We start from the raw sequence: 19417 nt of genomic DNA on the forward strand, positions 1-19417 counted from the left end.
AAGTTAAACAGATGATTAATACACCTTTAAAAAATGTTTTAAGAACTAAACAAATTAACTTGCTTAATCCTTATACTTTCATTGGAACTATTGGAGCACATAAATTTTCTTAAGAAATATCATAATTTACCATCGACATTTTCTAGAACGCCTTTAACATCATAAACTATAGCTTTCTCCTTCTTGAGGGCTGATACATCTAATGTTAAGAATTCGTTGTGGGCTACACCTAGGACAATGGCGTCGTACTTAGCTCCTGAAACGAGTTCAGCATGACAAGATTGATTTTCAGCATGAAAATTTTCGGGAAGTTCCGAATAACATACTAAACCATATTCATGCATTACTTCTGCGGGGTTTGCCCACGGATCGTAAATTGTGACGTTGACATTGTAGGCCTTTAAAGCCTTTATCACATCAACAATTTTAGTATTGCGCACGTCTGGGCAATTTTCTTTGAACGTTATCCCTAACAATAAGATTTCGGCGGCGTTAACATGTATATTTTCGCGTATCATGCATTTCACAACTTGAGACGCTACATAATCGCCCATAGAATCATTCAAGCGTCTTCCTGCTAAAATAATTTCGGGATGATAGCCTGCTTCTTGTGCTTTTTGGGCTAAATAATACGGATCTACTCCAATGCAATGCCCGCCCACTAATCCCGGTTTGAAGTTTAAGAAATTCCATTTAGTTCCGGCAGCTTCTAAAACAGCGTGCGTATCGATTTCCAACAAGTTGAAAATTTTTGCTAATTCGTTGACAAACGCAATGTTGATGTCGCGTTGCGCATTCTCAATTACTTTAGCTGCTTCCGCCACTTTAATGGTTGGTGCTAAATGGGTGCCTGCCGTAATAATGCTTTTATAAAGGGCATCAACTTGCAAGCCAATCTCCGGAGTAGAACCCGAAGTCACTTTTAATATTTTATCTACCGTATGTTCTTTATCACCTGGATTAATACGCTCTGGTGAATAACCTGCAAAGAAATCTACATTAAAGGTCAAGCCCGAAACGCGTTCCAATACCGGAATACATTCTTCTTCGGTAGCGCCTGGATATACCGTAGATTCATAAATTACGATGTCGCCTTTTTTCAAGACTTTGCCCACAGTCTCACTCGCTTTGTACAAAGGCGTTAAATCGGGACGGTTATTTTTGTCCACAGGCGTGGGAACGGTCACTATAAAAACGGAAGCCGTTTGCAGGTCCGCCATATCGCAACTGTTATACAAACCATTGGCGTCATCATTTTCTTGTTTTAACACCGCTTTCAATAGCGCTTCTGAAATTTCTAAGGTGTCGTCTATTCCTTGGTTTAATTTTTTAATACGAGGTGCATTGATATCAAATCCAACTACTGGATATTTCGTTGCGAATAATCGTGCTAAAGGTAGGCCAACGTAGCCTAAGCCTATAATGGCTATTTTTTTCATAAATTTTTATTAGGTTTTATAACGTGTGTTGCTTGTTGTATATTGTGTCTTGTGAGCTGTAAAATCCGAATTTTATAATGTAAAATGTAGTCTGATTGTCCGTGTATGGGAATGTTTTAACTTTTTAAGACTATATCAGTAGGCGTTAATTGCCAAAGTCAACATACAATTTTTTAGTATACAATATACATTCTTACACTATACATTTTCTCACGGCTTCGCCTGGTGAGTCACACAAATGGTGCTCACAAAATCATATTATTATTTATAAGAGAAGCGATAAATCGGATCTCTTTGTATTTTTTTATTCTAGAAAAGACGCGATAAATCGCGTCTCTACCTATTTGTTTTCGAATATCAACAATCCGCTTCCTGTAAATTCAGGTGTAACGGTAAATTGTACTACTTTCTTTATTTCTTTTTCTATTTTTGGCGCCAATTGCACTAAATATTCTTCATTTACATTAATACCTTCAACTACTACTGCGATAGTTCCCGAATCGATTCCTTGTGCATAATCGCCCGTAAGATAAATTTTAGAAACTTCACCCATTCGTTCCATTACTTGAGTGATAATTTCGTCAATACCCAAATGCTTGCGAACCAACTGTTGCAAGGTCGAAAATAAAGGATGAGCCGTATTGGCGCGGTACATGATCTTACTTGTGGTAGTATCGCGAAGAATATAACCTGCATCACTAAGATGGTTTAATTCTTTTCGAATGGCATTAGTATTCTCATCCATTTCTTGAGCCAAACCTCTCAAATAGCCAGAATTAGCAGCACTTATAAAAAACTTTATAAGCAGTTGCAAGCGGGTTTTAGAAGTTATGAGGTCGTTTAACATGGAATTATTACTGAGTAACAAAAGTACTCAATATTATTTATATGCAAAAGAATTATAGCTTTTTATCGACAAATAGTCATTTAAATCCGATAAGATCTTAATTATACAATAACACGAATTTAATAATCAAATTCTACAACTTAATTAAATTTTAGCTTAATGAGGAATTACGTTCCTCCTTTTATTCACTTTGACAGACTTAAAAATTATAAAATCACATATTGACTAAAATTTCCCAGTCTTAAAATCGACAACATACAAAACACCTCTTACAACATCATCATTTATCAATAATGACAATTACTCCAAGAGCCTCCAAATACAACTTAACAGTATTATTTCGAACTTCTTCCACCGTTGCATCAAAACCTTTGAAGAAACCTTTATCAATCTTTAATTTTGATCCGAGTTCTATTGATTCTAATACGATAGAATTATAATTAGAAGACAAGTGCTCTTTAAGTTCTTTCATTTCATTCGAATTAACAACGGCAGGCTTCCCTAACCAAAACAAATAACGCACAACCCCTGACACTGTAAACACCAAGTCTCGCTTACTATCTTCAATAAAAACAAAAACGTAAGAAGAAAACAAAGGCCTCTCTACTTTTTTCTTTCGATCGCTCCATTGCTTTAACTCTGTAATTAATGGACAGTAATTCTCTATACCAAGTTTTGATAAACGATCCGACACGATTTTCTCGTTTCGGGCTTTTGTATAAAGCACATACCATTTCTTCATCCTTTCCTTATTTATTACGTCAGAGATTTTTCATTACAGCTAAAAAATCATAAATGCATTCTTCATTATTCTGCAAATGTATATAAAAAACGAGGAAATTAAGAAAGGAACTTATCTTTAATAGCATCATATCGGCTTACAAAACTAGTTCGAAAATAATTAAATTTAGAACAATAAGATAAATAACGATAAAATAATTCCTTCTAATTTCTTTAGAAAAAGCATAATATTTCCTGTTTAAAAGACGAAATTCTTAATATAGTGACGTGAATCGAAACTAAATAAACATTTAATCGGAACTTATAATTTGTTTGAATAGTCAACACTTACTTAACATATATTATTCCTTTCAACATCAATAATCAACCCTCTCCCTCTAAGAAAGATTAGTTTTACAAAACACCAAGACCAAAATAATCCTTTAAAAATCAGCAATTTAACTAACTAATCTAATAACTATTCAAACAAAAGTATCCAAAGTTTTATATTTTATTCTAATTATGTCAAAACTTTTCTTTTATAAATCCTAAAGTTGTGTTTTGCTAATTAATCACTTAAGTCTGTAGTTTATAAAGCTAAGGTTTTGAAAAAACATAAAATAAATACCCGAAAATAGTCAGAAAATACGTATTTTTGCGGCTAAATTAAAAAAAAGAAAAGCATGAAGTATTTATTATTGTTATCTAGTCTATTTATTACATTGCAGATTAGTGCACAAGAAAAAGGAAGTAGTAACGACACTTTAAACAATTACAATCGTTGGACAGTTGAAGCAATGACCGGATTTAGTGACGGAAATTATTCTTATGGTACTGGATTTAATCCAGGTGATAGTAAGCACGTTCTAAGTCATTTTAAAATTAACAATTTTGATTTAGGTTTAAGATACATGGTTACACCTAAGTTTGGTTTCAAAGCGAGCTTAGCTTACGGAACATATACAGATAGCGACAAAACAAGTCTTTCCTATGAAACTGAACATTATAATTTAGCTTTTCAAGGAGTTGTTAACGCTGCTAGAGTTTTAGATTTTAGCCCAGCATCAAGAATAGGCTTGCTTTTACATGGAGGAATCCATGTTGGAAGTTTAAAATCGAAAACAAATATGATGTTTGATCCAGTTCTAGGACAAGTTGCTAATCCAAATTATAACAACACAGAGTATCATGGTGGATTTGTAGCAGGAATTACTCCTCAATTAAGAATTACATCTAAATTAGCCCTTTTCGCAGACGTAAGTATGTATTATAACTACAGACAACATATGAATTGGGATGGGACTACTGTAACCAATGGTAATTTAAAGGGAAAGAACACTAATTTATCTCTTGGTCTTTCTTACTCATTTGGATCTGATAAGATGCATGGAGATTGGAAAGAAATCAAAAGTCAAAAAGAGCTTGAATTAGCTTATTTATCAGATAAGGTTGAAGAAATTGAACTTATGATGCAAGATACTGATCGCGATGGTGTTCCAGATTACTTAGATGTAGAACCTAATACTGTTGGTGGTGTTGCTGTCGATACAAAAGGAAGAGCTATCGATGTAAATAAAAATGGTGTCCCAGACGAATTAGAGCCGAGAGATGGAAAAAAAGACCCTGCAACTTATGATAAAGATGCATTAAATAAAGCTTTAATTGAAGAAGGGATTATCAATGTTTTCTTTGACACTGATAAAGACACACCAAATGAAGCTTCGGCAAACAGTATATATTACATAATTAATTTCCTTAAAAATAACAAAGGAGCTAGTGTTCGTGTAAAAGGATACGCTGATTCTACAGGATCTGAGTCACATAATGCTGATTTAGCAAAAAGAAGAGCTCAGAACGTAACTAACTTCATAACACAATCAGGAGTTGACGCTAGTCGCTTAGAGATAGTAGGTCAAGGTGAAGACAAAACAATGGATGAAAGTTCTAAAACAGGTTTACAATTAGCAAGAAGAGTTTCTTTCGAGCTTATTAAAAAATAGAAATAGTATCTAAAATACAGAAACCGGTACACTTTAAGTAGTGTACCGGTTTTTTTTTGGTTGAACGGGAATTGCGAAATCCTCCCCCAGCCCATCCGAAGGAGGGCAGCAAGAATCCGAACAAGATGTGAAGTAGATTGTGGAAGTGAAATAGTATAAAAAAAGATACCTGACAGGTTTTAAAACCTGTCAGGTATCTTTTTTTATATAGAATAATTCAGCAAAAAACAAGTTAAATTAAAACCTATAAACTCCTTAAATGGTTGATTTTTTTGTAGTTTGAATATATTTTCATGCTTTCCCCTCTTAACATTGCTGTCGCAACGTTTTAACTCCCGATGGCTTGATAAATAAAACCGATTTTCTCTAAAGTAGTTTTGTCTAGCAGGTTTCTTCCGTCAAAGACGAAAGCAGGTTTCAGCATATTGTCGTATATTTTTTGCCAATCGTAGGTTTTGAATTCATCCCATTCCGTTAAAACTGCTATAGCATGTGCGTTATGGCAAGCTTCATACACATCAGTTTTTACTTGCACTCCACTTCCGTTCAAAGTTTCGGAGCGTGTTTCTAAATAGTTCAGGTCTGTTTGGATTTGCTCAAACTCTACTTTTGGATCATAAACACAGATTTCAGCTTGTTCCGCTAATAAATCATCGGCCACGTAAATCGCTGCCGACTCACGGGTGTCGTTGGTGTCTTTTTTGAAAGCCCAACCCAAGAAAGTGATTTTCTTTCCTGAAACCGTATTATACAAAGTCTTAATGATGTTTTTAGCAAAGCGGCGTTTTTGGTGATCGTTCATAATGATGACTTGTTCCCAATAATCAGCTACTTCATTCAATCCGTATGTTTTTGCAATGTAAACTAAATTCAAAATATCTTTTTGAAAGCAAGAACCCCCAAATCCAACTGAAGCTTTTAAAAACTTCGACCCTATACGGCTGTCTAATCCAATAGCTTTTGCGACTTCATTTACATCGGCGCCTGTTTTTTCGCACAATTCACTCATTGCGTTTATGGACGAAACACGTTGGGCCAAAAAAGCATTTGCTGTTAATTTTGATAACTCTGAAGACCAAACGTTAGTAGTTAAGATTTTATCTCTCGGAACCCAATTGGCATAAATAGCCACTAATTCAGCAATAGCTTCTTGTCCTTCAGCCGTAGAATCTCCACCGATCAAAACTCTGTCCGGAGCCAATAAATCTTCCACTGCTGTTCCTTCCGCTAAAAATTCAGGATTCGAAAGGATTTGGAAATTTACACCATTTCCCGTATTGTCTAAAATGTCTCTTATCGCGCTAGCTGTTCGAACTGGTAAAGTAGATTTCTCTACCACAATTTTATCTGTTTTTGCCACTCTAGCAATTTGACGTGCACACAATTCGATGTATTTTAAATCGGCTGCCATTCCTTTCCCAACTCCGTAGGTTTTGGTAGGTGTATTGACCGAAATGAAAATCATCTCCGCTTCATCAATAGCTTTGTCTACTTCCGTAGAGAAAAATAAATTTCTTCCACGCGCTTCTGCGACTATTTCGCTCAATCCCGGTTCATAAATCGGAATATTATTCACATCCGGATGATTCCAAGCCGCAATTCTTTTTTCATTTACATCAACAACCGTAACTTTTATACCTGGGCACTTTTGTGCAATAATAGACATCGTTGGTCCACCTACATAACCCGCTCCAATACAACATATACTTTTTATCTTCATAACTTTTTTATATCGACTTTAATGGTAATAATTAGCTACAATAGCAACTAAAACATTTTCAACACAGATTACTTCGTCAGTTCGCACTTTCAGGCTCAGGTTAAGAAATTTTAAAAATTTAAATAAGTTAAAACAATTTAATAAACTACACTATAAACTTTGTAATTATAAACATATAAGTCATTTAAGTTTAAAAAAAATTGCGAAATCAAATTCAACTGAACAATTTTCCGCAAAATACTTAAACCGATAACTGACAACTGACAACTTTTACGCAATTCACTTCAACTGAAAACTGATCACTCAAAACTGAACACTACTCTTTCTTTTCCCAATACCACTTCACTGCTTCTTTCAATCCTTGTTTCATTGAAAATTCAGGTTGGTAGCCTAGTAATTGTTTTGCTTTATCGATGCTTGCTAACGAGTGTGGAATATCTCCAATTCTATTTTCACCATAAATAATTGGCACATTGGCAATTGCCGCATCAAATTCCGACAAATATTCTTTTAGCCCGTTGATCAATTCGTTTAAAGTCGTGCGTTCGCCAAATGCTGTATTGTAAACCGTATTTACTGCTTCGGGATTGTCGGTTAACAATGCTAATTCATTCATTTGAATCACATTATCAATATACGTGAAATCTCGTGAAAAATTACCATCGCCATTAATCACCGGACTTTCGTGGTTCATAAATTGGGCAACAAATTTCGGAATCACTGCTGCATAAGCGCCATTTGGATCTTGATTTCTTCCGAAAACATTGAAATAACGCAAACCAATAGTTTCAATTCCGTAAGTTCTACTAAAAACATCGGCATATAATTCGTTCACATATTTTGTAACTGCATAAGGTGAAAGCGGTTTTCCAATGATATCTTCGACCTTAGGTAAACTTTCTGAATCACCATAAGTAGAAGAACTCGCAGCGTAAATAAAACGTTTCACATTTGCGTTTCTTGCTGCAGTCAGCATGTTCAAAAAACCACCCACATTAACATCGTTTGACGTAATAGGATCATTAATAGAACGAGGCACACTTCCTAAAGCGGCTTGATGCACCACATAATCAACTCCTGTTGCAACTTTTTCGCAGGTTTCAAAATCCCTGATATCTCCCTCAATTAGCGTGAAATTAGGATTAGAAAGAAATCTTTCAATATTGTGACGGTGACCCGTTGCAAAATTATCCAAACACACTACTTTATTATTTTCTAAAAAATAAGCGCATAAATTTGACCCGATGAATCCGGCACCGCCCGTAATTAATATATTTTTATGCTCTAATCTAACCATTTCTTATATTTTTGAGTTTTTATTTTCTAAATTTTGCCGCGAATTTTCGCCAACCTCTCAGTTCGGTCCTTTCATCGTGATAGCCTTCGCCATAAGCACCATAACCATATCCGTACCCATAACCGTAACCATATTTCGCTGTATTTTCGTAGCCATTAAAAATAATACTGATATTATTTAATTCGCCTCTTTTATGCTTTTCATTTACAACTCCTAACATTCCTCTTTTCGTAAATCCTTGTCTGGCAACATACAAAGTGGCATCGCAAAAGCGAGATAATTCTAAGGCATCAGACACTAATCCTACGGGTGGCGTATCTAAAATGATATAATCATATTTTAACTTTAGCTCTTCAATCATTTCCTCCATTGCATCCGCCATAAGAAGTTCGGCTGGATTTGGCGGAATCGGTCCAGATGAAATTACATCTAAATAAGGAACGTGCGTTGTTTGAATTACCTCATCAATCGTTTTTTGACCAATTAAATAATTCACTACGCCGGTAATATTATTAATATTGAAGTCGCCAAAGATTCTAGGTTTTCTTAAATCCAATCCTACAATAACCGTTTTCTTATGGCTTAACGCGAAAACTGTCGCCAAGTTAATCGAGCAAAATGTTTTTCCTTCACCACTAACTGAAGAAGTGATCATAAGAATTTTAGCGCCTTCTTTTTGCTGTTTTTTATATAAAAACTGTAGTGATGATCGAATTGATCTAAACGATTCCGATAAAGGCGATTTTTGTTTTTCAAAGACCGATAAATTGGTATCTGAATGCTTTTTTCCCACGACTCCAATAACGGGAATTTTGGTTTGCTTTTGAATGTCTTCTACGCTGTTGATGTTATTATCTAAAAGCGTAATAATAAGAACAATTACAAACGGAACTAGAAATCCCATTAGAATCGCTAAAATATAATTCACACTAGTCTTTGGACCTCTTAAACCGCCACCAACATCCTTCGCACGATCCAAGAAATTAATATCAGAAATGTTTGATGCTTTTACAATTTCAGCCTCACTACGCTTTTCTAAAAACGTACTGTAGATTTTATCTTTCAGATTATATTTTCTAGTAATTTTCAAATGTTCTTGTTTCTGCTCCGGCAATAAACTTGCTTGACCTTCCGCTAGTCTGATGTTTTTATTTACGATCGAAAGGTCGATATTTAAAGCAGCCTTGGAACTAGATATGTTTTCTAACAAAACGCTTTTAATCGCCGCCATTTCCCTGTCAAAATCTGAAAACATACCTTGACTCTTCACTGAATACGCCATTTTAGAACGTTCGGCAGACAATCCAATTAATTTTGAAACGTTAGCAACGATATTGGGATCTTCAATTCCCGCAACCGTTGGCGCCGGTAATTTCGAGTAATCGGTACTTTTATCTAAATACGATTTTAGTAAGTTTAAATAAGCCACTTTCCGACTTATTTCGTCTTTTTCAACATCATAACCTGAAAGCTTTTCGGTAAGAATTCCGCCACCACCTTCTTCTAATTCGTAGATATTTTTCCCTCTTCTAAATTCTTTTAGTTCCCCTTCCGCATCTTTTATTTGGCCTTCCATTTGCACTAAAGTGCTGTCGATAAAACTAATGGTATTGATGGCGAAAAGATTTTTACGATTCAATTCATTTTTACGCAACATATCTACTGTAACGTTCAAATACTCCACTAATCGATTTTTGTTAGAACCTTGTAATTGCAAACGAACTACCGACATTGCTTTAACATCCGCCGCAACATCAATTCCTTTATACGCCGCTACAGTTTGATTGAAATCGTCAAAACGGATGAAGTATTCCGAATTCTCATAGTTGATAGCATCCGGATGTAAAACGACCTTCATGTTTAAGAAAGGTAGTTCTACACTTTCATTAATCTTATATACTTTTTTAAACTCCTTCTCTCTTACACTAAAATCCGAAACTGACAAATCTGCATAATGTATTAATGATGCGTTTTTAGCTTCTTCAAAATCAACACTTAATTCGAATTGTGTAGGATTAATAAATTTAATCTTAACTAGTCTTCCAAACAATTGCCCTTTTGTTTTATCAATATCAACAACAAATGGCGTTTGTCCATAAGCATCTTCGAAAAAATATTCGCCTTGCTTGAGGTATTTGATATAATACTGTAATTTATCAACCACGAATTCATTGTGGGAGCGCGATTTTAATGTGGTAATAATCGTCTGAACTTTGTCTGAAGTTCCTCCCCAATTAAAAATCAAACTCGTATTAGACGTAAATAATGGATTGTTCTGATCTTCGACAACAATCAAAGATTCCATTCCGTAGATTTTTTCTTTTCTAATGTTTACATTGTAAGCAATTACAAAAGTTATTACTAAAGACAACACAAACCATTTCCAATAACTGATTATTTTTAAAAGAAATCCTTTAAAATCAAAGCTGTTTTGCGTTTCAAAAAAATTAAAATCTTTAGTATCTAACATAGTTTTTTAAAGATTTTTGCTTAATAATATAGCTGTTGTTACTAACGATAAAGCAGAAACTATTGTCGCCACAGTTTGCACTCCGGTTGTTCCTGTTCCCCAAGATTTCTGTTTCAGGGGTTTTACTAAGATATAATCGTTTGGTTGAATATAAAAATATGGTGAATTCATAGCTTTAGCATCTGTAAGATCTAAAGAATAAGTTTCGAATCCGTGTGGAAATTTTCTAATAATCTGAACGTCTTTTCGGTTTCCTGTAAGCGTGATATCGCCTGAATTTGCTACCGCTTCCATTATGGTCACTTTATCTTGAAACAGCACTTTTGAACCAGGCGAACCTATTTCACCATTAATTGTATAGCGTAATCCGGCTAATTTAACGGTTACAAAAAGATTGGCTTCGGCTTTAAAATATTCGTCAAGCAATTGTTTTTCGATTCTACTTCTAATTTCATCCAGCGTGTAGCCTAAAACATTGATTTCGCCTAAAACAGGCACTCTAATATTTCCGTGATCGTCTACTGTAAAACCCGTAAAATAAAGTTCTTGTTGCGATGTTCCTTGTTCGCCTCCTTGTGACGGACTAAACATGGCAACTAATTTTTGATCTAAGGCTTTTATATTTACCGAAATGATGTCATTTGTTTGAACGCGATATGGTTTTGAAGCATCTTGCGCAATTTCTATGGTATTCGATTTAGAATCTTTATTTTGAAGATATATTAAATCCTTGTTTGGAATACAAGAAGTAAACAAAGAAGTAAGTAAGGCAATAACAACTATTTTTTTCATCAGATTCATTTCATAAAAGTTAGGGATTATTTTTAACACTGCTAAAATTTTAAATCCGATTCCACTTTAAGTAACAAATATAGTTTTTACAATTAAATTAATGAAGTTAATCCTGTAATTTGATGGAAATTTCCGCGATTATTGACCGATTATTGTCGGATTGAAGTTTCAAATGGAATTCTATTCAACAAACTACGTCCTAAAGTTACTTCATCGGCATATTCTAATTCGTCGCCCACTGCAATTCCTCTAGCAATTGTCGATGTTTTTATGGCCAAATCTTTAATTTGTTTGTAGATATAAAAATTGGTGGTGTCGCCTTCCATAGTGGAGCTTAGCGCGAAAATAATTTCGGTAATCACACCTAATTTAGCTTTTTCAACTAAAGAAGTTATTTTCAATTGACTCGGCCCAATTCCTTCAATAGGTGAAATTTTCCCACCTAAAACATGGTAAACCCCTTTAAACATTCCGGTGTTTTCCAGAGCCATTACATCACGAACGTCTTCTACTACACAAATAATTGCTTTATCGCGAGAAGGATTGGCACAGATACCACAAATTTCAGCATCCGAAATGGTGTGACACGTTTGGCAAAACTGAATATCTTTTCGCATTGTGGCTAAAGCATTTGTCAAGCCTTCAGTTTGTTCCAAAGGTTGTTTCAACAAGTGCAACACCAAACGTAAAGCAGTTCGTTTTCCAATTCCGGGCAATTGAGCCATTTCATTAACGGCATTTTCTACTAATTTTGAAGGCAATTCCATTTGGCAAAATTACAAAACAAAGTGCAAATCTCCATTCATTTATATTTTCTTTTATCTTTGTGACAAACTAAAAAATATGCAACCTTCGTCGATACTTTTACTAATCCTGGGTTATTTCTCCATTTTAATATTATTTTCTTACTTCACGGGAAGGAAAAACGACAATACAAACGAATCTTTTTTTAAAGCTAATAAACAAGCGCCGTGGTATTTAGTGGCTTTTGGAATGATAGGTGCTTCTCTTTCGGGCGTAACTTTTATATCTGTTCCAGGAAAAGTTGAAGGTTCGCAATTTGTCTATTTTCAATTGGTTTTAGGATACATTATTGGATATTTAGTAATCGGAACCGTTTTGTTGCCTTTGTATTATAAGCTTAACCTGACTTCGATTTATAGTTATTTAGGGGATCGTTTTGGACGCTATTCTTATAAAACAGGTGCTTGGTTTTTCATTATTTCTAGAACAGTGGGTTCGAACTTACGTTTACTTTTAGTAGCTGACGTATTACAAACCTTAGTTTTTGAATCGCTTGGGATTCCGTATTGGTTAACCGTTACGAGTACGATTTTATTGATCTGGGTTTACACTTATAAATCGGGTATTAAAACTATTATTTGGACCGATACCTTGCAAACGTTTTTCATGTTGCTTTCCGTTGGAATTTGTATCGTGATCGTTTCCCAAGATTTAGGTTTGAATATCAATACAATTTCGGGTTTTATTGCTGAAAGTGATTTTTCGAGAACCTTCTTTTTTGATGATGTGAGTTCGCCCAAATATTTCTGGAAGCAATTCCTTTCGGGAGCTTTTATTGCGATTGTAATGACGGGATTGGATCAAGATATGATGCAAAAAAACTTGACCTGTAGAAGTTTAAAAGATGCTCAAAAGAATATGTTTTGGTTCACGATTGTATTAACCGTGGTGAATTTCCTATTCTTAGTATTGGGATTATTATTCACTGAATATGCTTTAAAATATAATATTGACGCCCATAAAGATTTACTGTTTCCAATCCTTGCGAACGAACATTTAGGACTTGTGGTGGCGTTTAGTTTTATCTTAGGTTTAATTGCAGCCGCTTATTCGAGTGCCGATAGCGCTTTAACTTCCTTAACAACATCTTTTAGTATTGATATTTTAGAAATTGAAAAGAAATACGACGTAGCGAAGCAAGTTACAATTCGAAAAAGAATTCACTTGAGTTTTGTTTTTGTTTCGATTTTTGTAATTCTACTTTTCAAATATGCATTTAACGATGCCAGTATTATTGATAAAGTATTGAAGTTTGCAGGATTTACGTATGGTCCGTTGTTGGGATTATACAGTTTTGGATTGTTTACGAAATGGCAGATTAAAGACAAGTTAACACCAATCGTGGCTATTTTATCCGTCTTCACTTCTATTCTTCTGAACCTAAAAAGTGAAGACTGGTTTGGATTCGCCTTTGGATTTGAAATTTTAATTGTAAACGGTTTATTGACTTTTATCGGATTGGTATTGATTCGTAAGAAATAAGGGCTGAGTTAATTATTAGTTATAGAATGTAGCGAAAAAAGGGAGAAAAATCGTTTTTAAAATTAAGTATAAATGGTTCCCGAAATGGGAAAAAATTCATATATTTGTAAAAAAGTTGAGAGTAATAGCTAAAAAAGTTTTGAGAGAATTTTGGGAAATTCATTCAGATTGTGAACAACAACTGAAATCTTGGTTTAGTGAAACTTCCAAAGCTGAATGGAAAAATCTAAACGATATAAAATTAGAATATCCGAGTGCAAGTATATTAAAAGATAATAGAATCGTTTTCAATATTAAAGGGAATAATTATCGATTAATAGTCAAAATTAACTTTGAGTTCGAAATGGTTTGGATTAGATTTATTGGAACTCACGCAACATATGATAAAATTAACGCAAACACAATTTAGATTATGAATATAAAGCTTATAAAAACAGAAAATGATTACAACCAGGCTTTAATAAGACTTGAAGTAATCTTTGATGCAAAAAAAGGAACTGAAGAAGATGATGAATTAGAACTTTTAGGTTTATTAATTGACCAATATGAAAATGAAAATTTCCCAATAGGTTTACCCGATCCAATTGAAGCGATAAAGTTCAGAATGGACCAAATGGGTTATACTCAGAATGATTTAGCTAAAATTATTGGCTTTAAAAGTCGTGCAAGTGAAATTCTTAATAGAAAGAGAAAACTTTCTTTAGAAATGATTAGACAATTACATACAACTCTAAAAATCCCTACAGACGTCTTAATACAAGTATATTAGAAATAAAATAGTAGTCCACTTAAAGTGTTCACCACTAACCCAACAAAATAGTGGAATCAGCCCTGACCAAAAACTTAAATTTAGAAAGGGACAATTTTAATTTCGAAGCTTCTAAATTCCGTGTAGCATCAACACGTTTCTCAAAACGTAAAATCATCATCAACAATCGGATAACACCGCGAAAATTCGCGAAAGCGTAACTTTTCTTAAACTAATACTGATTGGTTGCCAGCAAAACTAAGGTACATGCGACTTCATATTCGATCTTATTTTTTTCTAGAATTTTATAAAATTCAGGGTTTTCGGTTCCGGGATTAAAAATAACACGTCTTGGTTTCAATGATACGATATAATCGTAATATTCTTCTTGAATTTTTGGATTTAGGTAAAGTGTTACGGTATCAATTCCGTGAAAATCCACTTTTTCTTTTTCGATAGGAATGTCAAATGCGATGCCTTTTTTAGCACCAATTGCCACTACTTGATGACTTTTATCGACCAAACTGTGAATGGCTTTGTAGGAATAACGTTCTTTATTTGTGGAGGCGCCGAGGACTAATGTTTTCATGATTGTATATTTACAGGTTAAAAGTACGAATAAATAAACAAATAATAAAGATTTGCTAAATTCTAAGAAGCAAAGAAAATTTAGAGTAATTTTAAACAAAAATGCTTTTTAACATCTCTTACAAAGACCCTAAAATAGAAAGAAAAATCAACGAATTAGTTGGTCAGCCCTATGCTATAATGGAACGATTTGCAAAAGGAGGCATAGGTTCTCCGAAATTGTTCATCACCCGATGCAGTCAGGAAATCTATGAATTATTACACGTAAATGAATCCTTAAAGTTTTGCAACATTGAAATGCGTCCGAATGGAATCATTATTGGTTTTCAGTCTCGTTTAGAAGTGTACGCTTTGGTAATTCCGTACTATAAATTGGTCCTTTTTAAACCTGGAAACACTATAACTTTTCATATTGACGCGCATTATATTTCGGTAGATTGTTCCAAATACAATTCGAACAGTAAAAAATTCATCGATAAAATTGAAGATGCGAAGTTAAAACAAACGCCATATTCGCCTTTGGATGCTTATTTTTGATAATTTAATAATGTAAAAGAAACTTCTATTTATCTAAAAAGAAAAGAAAATACCTAACTTGCACCCAGTTTTATAAAAGTGTAAGGTATGGACGTTTTCATTTATTTATTTGCCGCATTATTTTCGGTTTTAAACCCAATTGGGACGGTTCCTATTTTCGTAGGATTAACCGAAGGCTACACGAAAGCCGAGTTATCAAAAACTTCTTTATGGACGGCAATTAACGTATGTATCATCTTACTGATTTCGTTTTTTATTGGCCAATATGTATTGAGCTTTTTTGGAATTACGATCACTGCACTTCGAATTGCGGGGGGAATTATTATTACTAATTCGGGCTTTAGCTTATTGAATGGTCAATTTAGCAAAAACAAAGGAATCAATAAAAAAGTGGAAGAAGAAGCGCAAGTTAGAAGTGATATTGCGCTGACTCCTTTAGCCATGCCGATGTTAGCCGGACCAGGTTCAATGTCATTGTTAATTGCGTATTACCAAGAATTGAAAAGTTCGGATGGCTTTATTTCTACCTCAGAAATTATTTCTTCATGTGTCGCTATTGTAGTAGTGGCAATAATCATCTTTGTTATTCTTAGAAGTGCTTATTTCTTATCGAAGATGTTAGGGAATTCGGGAATTATTGCGATATCTAGAATTGTTGGATTTTTAACTATTGCGATTGGTATTCAGTATATTATTAGTGCTATTTTGAGTATTATTAGAGGAATTTAAGGACGTACGAGGTTTGAAATACGAAGTACGAAGAAACGAGTGCTAATGTTATTTCATCTGCATTTTTACAACTTATGTATTAAAAATCAATTTCCGAAAACGCTGTCAAAGTTTAGAACTTTGACAGCGTTGAATAAGATTCAGGATGTGCTTTACTTAGTGTTATTTACGAAATTTCGCGATTTATCACAAAATTTTCACCGGAACGCTGTTCTAATTTTTCTTTTTAATTTTTTCTTTTTGAAATTGCAATTGTAATTATTATTGATCTTGATTCCTCTAAACAATTCCCAATTTTTATTAAATTTCTTCACTCTATTTCTTTTTTACTTAACTTTAAGAAAAATTGAAAACAATGCGTATTCTACTTACAGGAGCAAATGGTTATGTTGGCCGACGATTACTTCCCGAATTACTATCTGAAGGACACGAAGTAATTTGTTGTGTTCGTGATAGAAACAGGTTGGGATTAGACGAAGCTACTTTAGAAAAAGTAACGATTTGGGAAGTTGATTTTTTAGATGAAATTCATTTTGATAAGTTGCCGGAAAGAGTTGATGTAGCTTATTACTTGATTCATTCAATGTCTTCTTCGACTTCTGCCTTTGATGTGATGGAAGGAAAAGCCGCACATAACTTCAATCTTTACATGGATAAAATTGGCGTTACGCAAGTGATTTATTTAAGTGGTATTGTCAATGATTCGAAACTTTCAAAACATTTGACTTCACGTAAAAATGTTGAAGATATTTTGTTTGACGGCAATTTTAATACAACAGTACTTCGTGCTGGAATTATTGTAGGTTCTGGAAGTTCGTCTTTTGAAATTATTCGGGATTTATGTGAGAAACTACCAGTGATGATTACGCCAAAATGGGTGTTGACCAAATGCCAGCCGATTGCCATTCGAAATGTGATTCATTATTTGATTGGCGTACTTCTCAAAGAAGAACATTATAATGATTCGTATGATATTGGCGGACCTGACGTAATGACTTATAAGGACATGATGTTGCTATATTCCAAAACGAGAGGCATCAAACTGTGGATTTTCACTTTACCTATAATGTCTCCGAAGCTTTCCTCCTATTGGTTGTATTTCGTGACTTCTACCTCTTACAAACTTGCCGTAAATCTTGTAGATAGTATGAAAATGGAAGTTATATGTAAGAATAATGACCTTCAAGAAGCATTAGGAATTGTTCCGATTTCGTACGTAGATGCTATTAAACAAGCTTTCTTAAAAATCGAACAAAACTTAGTAATTTCAAGTTGGAAAGATAGTTTAGTCAGTAGTCGTTTCAGAACGAATTTGTCCGAATTTATTCAAATTCCAACTTATGGCTGTTTGAAAGATCATAAAACAAAAAAAGTAATTAATATGGAGCACACGCTAGACAATATTTTCTCTATTGGTGGTGCTCGCGGTTGGTATTACGGAAGTTGGATGTGGAAAATACGTGGTGCGATGGATAAATTATTTGGCGGTGTTGGATTGAGAAGAGGACGAACGCATCCGACTAATTTAGACAGCGGTGATGCACTTGACTTTTGGCGTGTATTAGTAGCGAATAGAGCTGAAAAAAGATTACTATTATACGCAGAAATGCGTTTACCGGGAGAAGCATGGCTGGAATTCAGAATCGACGAAGAAAATAATTTGCATCAGATTGCCACTTTTAGACCTAGGGGACTTTTAGGCCGATTGTATTGGTACAGTTTAGTTCCGTTTCATTTCTTTATTTTTGGAGGAATGATTAGAAATATTATTAAAGAAAAAGCTTAAAATACAAAAAAGCCAAATCCCAATCAATTGGAATTTGGCTTTTTACTTTAATATATTTAGACTTAAACTTTCGGTAAGAAAATTTCTGCCATCATGCAACGGGCACTTCCTCCACCACAAGCTTCAATTGTATCTAAACTTGAACTTACAATTGTAACGTGTTCCTCTAATTGAGCAATTTGCTTTTTAGTTAAACTTTGGTGAGCCGAAGCACTCATAATTAAAAATCTTCTGTCGTCTGTTCCTTTTATTTCTAACATATTCCCAGCGAAGTTATTCACTTGGTCTTCTGTAATTAAAATTACTTCTTTTTCATCGCCTTTTAGACTGTCCAAAACCATTTTGCGTTCTTTCTTGTCGTCGATACAATCTGCACAGATCACTGCGAATGTTTCACCAACACACATAATTACATTGGTATGGTAAATTAATTTACGTTCGCCATTAACTGTTTGATAAGCTTCAAAAATTACAGGTGTAAATTCAAAATCTTCGCAAAATTCAATGAATAACTCTTCATCTGCTCTTGGCGATAAAGCACAATATGCTTTTGCATTGGCTCTATCTAAAACAATACTTCCAGTTCCTTCTAAGAAAAACTCATCTTCTTCAGCCGAAGTGTAATCCATGATTTCATTGATTGCAAATCCTTCCGCTTCAATAGAATCTAAAACATCTTCTCTTCTTTCTAAACGACGGTTTTCAGCAAACATCGGATATAAAACGACATCGCCATTTTCATGAAATGAAATCCAGTTGTTTGGAAAAATACTATCCGGCGTATCTGGACTTAGCGTATCTTCGATAACCACTACGTTTGCTCCAATCATCTTCAGCTTTTGCACAAAGGTATCAAATTCTTCTTGTGCTTTTTGATTCACTGTTTCAGGAGATAAATTGTCTAATACTTTTTGGTAATAGTTGTTTACTGCTGTTTGTTCGTTCATGCGGAATGCCACCGGACGAATCATTAATAGGGAGTTTGTGGTTTGGTTCATTTTATTTTTTGTTATCGGTTGTCCGTTCTTGGTTTGCGTTTACTATACTTTTGTTGTCTGTTTTTTGTTTGGATTTTAAGTTTGCCAATTAGCTTCAACATACTTAATAAAGTTGAATATTTTCGCACCTAAAATATCGTATTCTGCAATAAATGAATCGATGTCGGGAATTAATCCGCTATGCAAATTCTTTATTTTACATAAATGCCCTTTTGTTTCTAGACAACTTGCATGTGAATATACTAAAAATTTAATAAAATCCGCTTTGTATCTTTTTTGTCCGTAGCCTTCAACAATATTTGAATTTACTGAATCTGATGATCTCCTAATCTGACTTCCTAATTCGTATAATTCATACTTAGGTAACAAAAGAGAAGCAGGATGAATTTTAAAAAACAAAGACAAACTCATCTGATAAACATCTAAATCTTCATAACTTTTCATAAGCTTATTTATTTAA

The 19417-nt window shown here is 34.1% G+C and carries 18 protein-coding genes; 7 read left to right on the forward strand and 11 right to left on the reverse strand.

The window, feature by feature from the left end:
* Nucleotides 1–119: 119 nt before the first annotated feature.
* The 3 genes from ACFSX9_RS00735 to ACFSX9_RS00745 form a co-directional block, all read right to left on the reverse strand.
* Nucleotides 120–1439, reverse strand: coding sequence for a nucleotide sugar dehydrogenase (locus tag ACFSX9_RS00735; protein WP_379803157.1), 1320 nt, complete (start codon nucleotides 1437–1439; stop codon nucleotides 120–122).
* A gap of 340 nt (nucleotides 1440–1779) precedes the next feature.
* Nucleotides 1780–2286 carry an ArsR family transcriptional regulator gene (locus ACFSX9_RS00740; RefSeq protein WP_379803159.1) on the reverse strand — a complete coding sequence of 169 codons (507 nt, stop codon included), beginning with the start codon at nucleotides 2284–2286 and terminating at the stop codon, nucleotides 1780–1782.
* A gap of 280 nt (nucleotides 2287–2566) precedes the next feature.
* Nucleotides 2567–3028, reverse strand: a complete 462-nt coding sequence (locus ACFSX9_RS00745) for a UpxY family transcription antiterminator (RefSeq protein ID WP_379803161.1) — start codon at nucleotides 3026–3028, stop codon at nucleotides 2567–2569.
* Between the two features lie 661 nt (nucleotides 3029–3689).
* Between ACFSX9_RS00745 and ACFSX9_RS00750 the strand changes: the two genes are divergently transcribed.
* Nucleotides 3690–5006 (forward strand): OmpA family protein, encoded by a 1317-nt coding sequence (locus ACFSX9_RS00750; RefSeq protein WP_379803164.1) that lies wholly within the window; start codon nucleotides 3690–3692, stop codon nucleotides 5004–5006.
* A 328-nt stretch (nucleotides 5007–5334) separates the two neighbouring features.
* On the opposite strand, the gene ACFSX9_RS00755 is transcribed toward ACFSX9_RS00750, so the two are convergent.
* The 5 genes from ACFSX9_RS00755 to recR all read right to left on the reverse strand — a co-directional run bounded on the left by ACFSX9_RS00755 (nucleotide 5335) and on the right by recR (nucleotide 12052).
* Nucleotides 5335–6726 carry a UDP-glucose 6-dehydrogenase gene (locus tag ACFSX9_RS00755; RefSeq protein WP_379803166.1) on the reverse strand — a complete coding sequence of 464 codons (1392 nt, stop codon included), beginning with the start codon at nucleotides 6724–6726 and terminating at the stop codon, nucleotides 5335–5337.
* A 316-nt stretch (nucleotides 6727–7042) separates the two neighbouring features.
* Nucleotides 7043–8023 carry an SDR family oxidoreductase gene (locus ACFSX9_RS00760; protein ID WP_379803168.1) on the reverse strand — a complete coding sequence of 327 codons (981 nt, stop codon included), beginning with the start codon at nucleotides 8021–8023 and terminating at the stop codon, nucleotides 7043–7045.
* 19 nt (nucleotides 8024–8042) lie between these two features.
* Nucleotides 8043–10493 (reverse strand): exopolysaccharide transport family protein, encoded by a 2451-nt coding sequence (locus ACFSX9_RS00765; protein WP_379803170.1) that lies wholly within the window; start codon nucleotides 10491–10493, stop codon nucleotides 8043–8045.
* A gap of 6 nt (nucleotides 10494–10499) precedes the next feature.
* Nucleotides 10500–11285, reverse strand: a complete 786-nt coding sequence (locus ACFSX9_RS00770; RefSeq protein WP_379803172.1) for a polysaccharide biosynthesis/export family protein — start codon at nucleotides 11283–11285, stop codon at nucleotides 10500–10502.
* A gap of 149 nt (nucleotides 11286–11434) precedes the next feature.
* Complete coding sequence (gene recR / locus ACFSX9_RS00775) at nucleotides 11435–12052, reverse strand: recombination mediator RecR (RefSeq protein WP_379803174.1); 618 nt, start codon at nucleotides 12050–12052, stop codon at nucleotides 11435–11437.
* A gap of 76 nt (nucleotides 12053–12128) precedes the next feature.
* Here recR and ACFSX9_RS00780 point away from each other — a divergent pair, with 76 nt between their 5' ends.
* The 3 genes from ACFSX9_RS00780 to ACFSX9_RS00790 all read left to right on the forward strand — a co-directional run bounded on the left by ACFSX9_RS00780 (nucleotide 12129) and on the right by ACFSX9_RS00790 (nucleotide 14340).
* Nucleotides 12129–13571, forward strand: coding sequence for a sodium:solute symporter (locus ACFSX9_RS00780; protein ID WP_379803176.1), 1443 nt, complete (start codon nucleotides 12129–12131; stop codon nucleotides 13569–13571).
* Between the two features lie 115 nt (nucleotides 13572–13686).
* Nucleotides 13687–13980, forward strand: a complete 294-nt coding sequence (locus tag ACFSX9_RS00785) for a type II toxin-antitoxin system HigB family toxin (protein ID WP_379803178.1) — start codon at nucleotides 13687–13689, stop codon at nucleotides 13978–13980.
* A gap of 3 nt (nucleotides 13981–13983) precedes the next feature.
* Nucleotides 13984–14340 (forward strand): helix-turn-helix domain-containing protein, encoded by a 357-nt coding sequence (locus tag ACFSX9_RS00790; RefSeq protein ID WP_379803180.1) that lies wholly within the window; start codon nucleotides 13984–13986, stop codon nucleotides 14338–14340.
* A 211-nt stretch (nucleotides 14341–14551) separates the two neighbouring features.
* On the opposite strand, the gene ACFSX9_RS00795 is transcribed toward ACFSX9_RS00790, so the two are convergent.
* Entirely contained in the window at nucleotides 14552–14908 is a 357-nt protein-coding gene (locus tag ACFSX9_RS00795) for a CoA-binding protein (RefSeq protein ID WP_379803183.1), read from the reverse strand.
* A 101-nt stretch (nucleotides 14909–15009) separates the two neighbouring features.
* Between ACFSX9_RS00795 and ACFSX9_RS00800 the strand changes: the two genes are divergently transcribed.
* The 3 genes from ACFSX9_RS00800 (at nucleotide 15010) to ACFSX9_RS00810 (ending at nucleotide 17959) form a co-directional block, all read left to right on the forward strand.
* Nucleotides 15010–15444 (forward strand): hypothetical protein, encoded by a 435-nt coding sequence (locus ACFSX9_RS00800; protein ID WP_379803185.1) that lies wholly within the window; start codon nucleotides 15010–15012, stop codon nucleotides 15442–15444.
* Nucleotides 15445–15531: 87 nt separating this feature from the next.
* A complete protein-coding gene (locus ACFSX9_RS00805) occupies nucleotides 15532–16173 on the forward strand; it encodes a MarC family NAAT transporter (RefSeq protein ID WP_379803188.1) in 642 nt (213 codons plus the stop codon).
* Between the two features lie 355 nt (nucleotides 16174–16528).
* Nucleotides 16529–17959, forward strand: a complete 1431-nt coding sequence (locus ACFSX9_RS00810; RefSeq protein WP_379803190.1) for an SDR family oxidoreductase — start codon at nucleotides 16529–16531, stop codon at nucleotides 17957–17959.
* A 62-nt stretch (nucleotides 17960–18021) separates the two neighbouring features.
* Here the strand turns inward: ACFSX9_RS00810 and ctlX are convergent, their stop codons facing one another.
* Complete coding sequence (ctlX, locus tag ACFSX9_RS00815) at nucleotides 18022–18957, reverse strand: citrulline utilization hydrolase CtlX (RefSeq protein WP_379803192.1); 936 nt, start codon at nucleotides 18955–18957, stop codon at nucleotides 18022–18024.
* 75 nt (nucleotides 18958–19032) lie between these two features.
* Entirely contained in the window at nucleotides 19033–19401 is a 369-nt protein-coding gene (locus ACFSX9_RS00820) for a four helix bundle protein (RefSeq protein WP_379803194.1), read from the reverse strand.
* Between the last annotated feature and the right edge of the window lie 16 nt (nucleotides 19402–19417).

This window comes from Flavobacterium ardleyense (assembly GCF_042686085.1).
GTDB classification, from domain to species: domain Bacteria; phylum Bacteroidota; class Bacteroidia; order Flavobacteriales; family Flavobacteriaceae; genus Flavobacterium; species Flavobacterium ardleyense.

What these genes read in the sequence shown, in the direction of transcription:
- ACFSX9_RS00735 (WP_379803157.1), bottom strand. Translation starts at nt 1,439, where the DNA reads ATGAAAAAAATAGCCATTATAGGCTTAGGCTACGTTGGCCTACCTTTA.
- ACFSX9_RS00740 (WP_379803159.1), bottom strand. Translation starts at nt 2,286, where the DNA reads ATGTTAAACGACCTCATAACTTCTAAAACCCGCTTGCAACTGCTTATA.
- ACFSX9_RS00745 (WP_379803161.1), bottom strand. Translation starts at nt 3,028, where the DNA reads ATGAAGAAATGGTATGTGCTTTATACAAAAGCCCGAAACGAGAAAATC.
- ACFSX9_RS00750 (WP_379803164.1), top strand. Translation starts at nt 3,690, where the DNA reads ATGAAGTATTTATTATTGTTATCTAGTCTATTTATTACATTGCAGATT.
- ACFSX9_RS00755 (WP_379803166.1), bottom strand. Translation starts at nt 6,726, where the DNA reads ATGAAGATAAAAAGTATATGTTGTATTGGAGCGGGTTATGTAGGTGGA.
- ACFSX9_RS00760 (WP_379803168.1), bottom strand. Translation starts at nt 8,023, where the DNA reads ATGGTTAGATTAGAGCATAAAAATATATTAATTACGGGCGGTGCCGGA.
- ACFSX9_RS00765 (WP_379803170.1), bottom strand. Translation starts at nt 10,493, where the DNA reads ATGTTAGATACTAAAGATTTTAATTTTTTTGAAACGCAAAACAGCTTT.
- ACFSX9_RS00770 (WP_379803172.1), bottom strand. Translation starts at nt 11,285, where the DNA reads ATGAAAAAAATAGTTGTTATTGCCTTACTTACTTCTTTGTTTACTTCT.
- recR (WP_379803174.1), bottom strand. Translation starts at nt 12,052, where the DNA reads ATGGAATTGCCTTCAAAATTAGTAGAAAATGCCGTTAATGAAATGGCT.
- ACFSX9_RS00780 (WP_379803176.1), top strand. Translation starts at nt 12,129, where the DNA reads ATGCAACCTTCGTCGATACTTTTACTAATCCTGGGTTATTTCTCCATT.
- ACFSX9_RS00790 (WP_379803180.1), top strand. Translation starts at nt 13,984, where the DNA reads ATGAATATAAAGCTTATAAAAACAGAAAATGATTACAACCAGGCTTTA.
- ACFSX9_RS00795 (WP_379803183.1), bottom strand. Translation starts at nt 14,908, where the DNA reads ATGAAAACATTAGTCCTCGGCGCCTCCACAAATAAAGAACGTTATTCC.
- ACFSX9_RS00800 (WP_379803185.1), top strand. Translation starts at nt 15,010, where the DNA reads ATGCTTTTTAACATCTCTTACAAAGACCCTAAAATAGAAAGAAAAATC.
- ACFSX9_RS00805 (WP_379803188.1), top strand. Translation starts at nt 15,532, where the DNA reads ATGGACGTTTTCATTTATTTATTTGCCGCATTATTTTCGGTTTTAAAC.
- ACFSX9_RS00810 (WP_379803190.1), top strand. Translation starts at nt 16,529, where the DNA reads ATGCGTATTCTACTTACAGGAGCAAATGGTTATGTTGGCCGACGATTA.
- ctlX (WP_379803192.1), bottom strand. Translation starts at nt 18,957, where the DNA reads ATGAACCAAACCACAAACTCCCTATTAATGATTCGTCCGGTGGCATTC.
- ACFSX9_RS00820 (WP_379803194.1), bottom strand. Translation starts at nt 19,401, where the DNA reads ATGAAAAGTTATGAAGATTTAGATGTTTATCAGATGAGTTTGTCTTTG.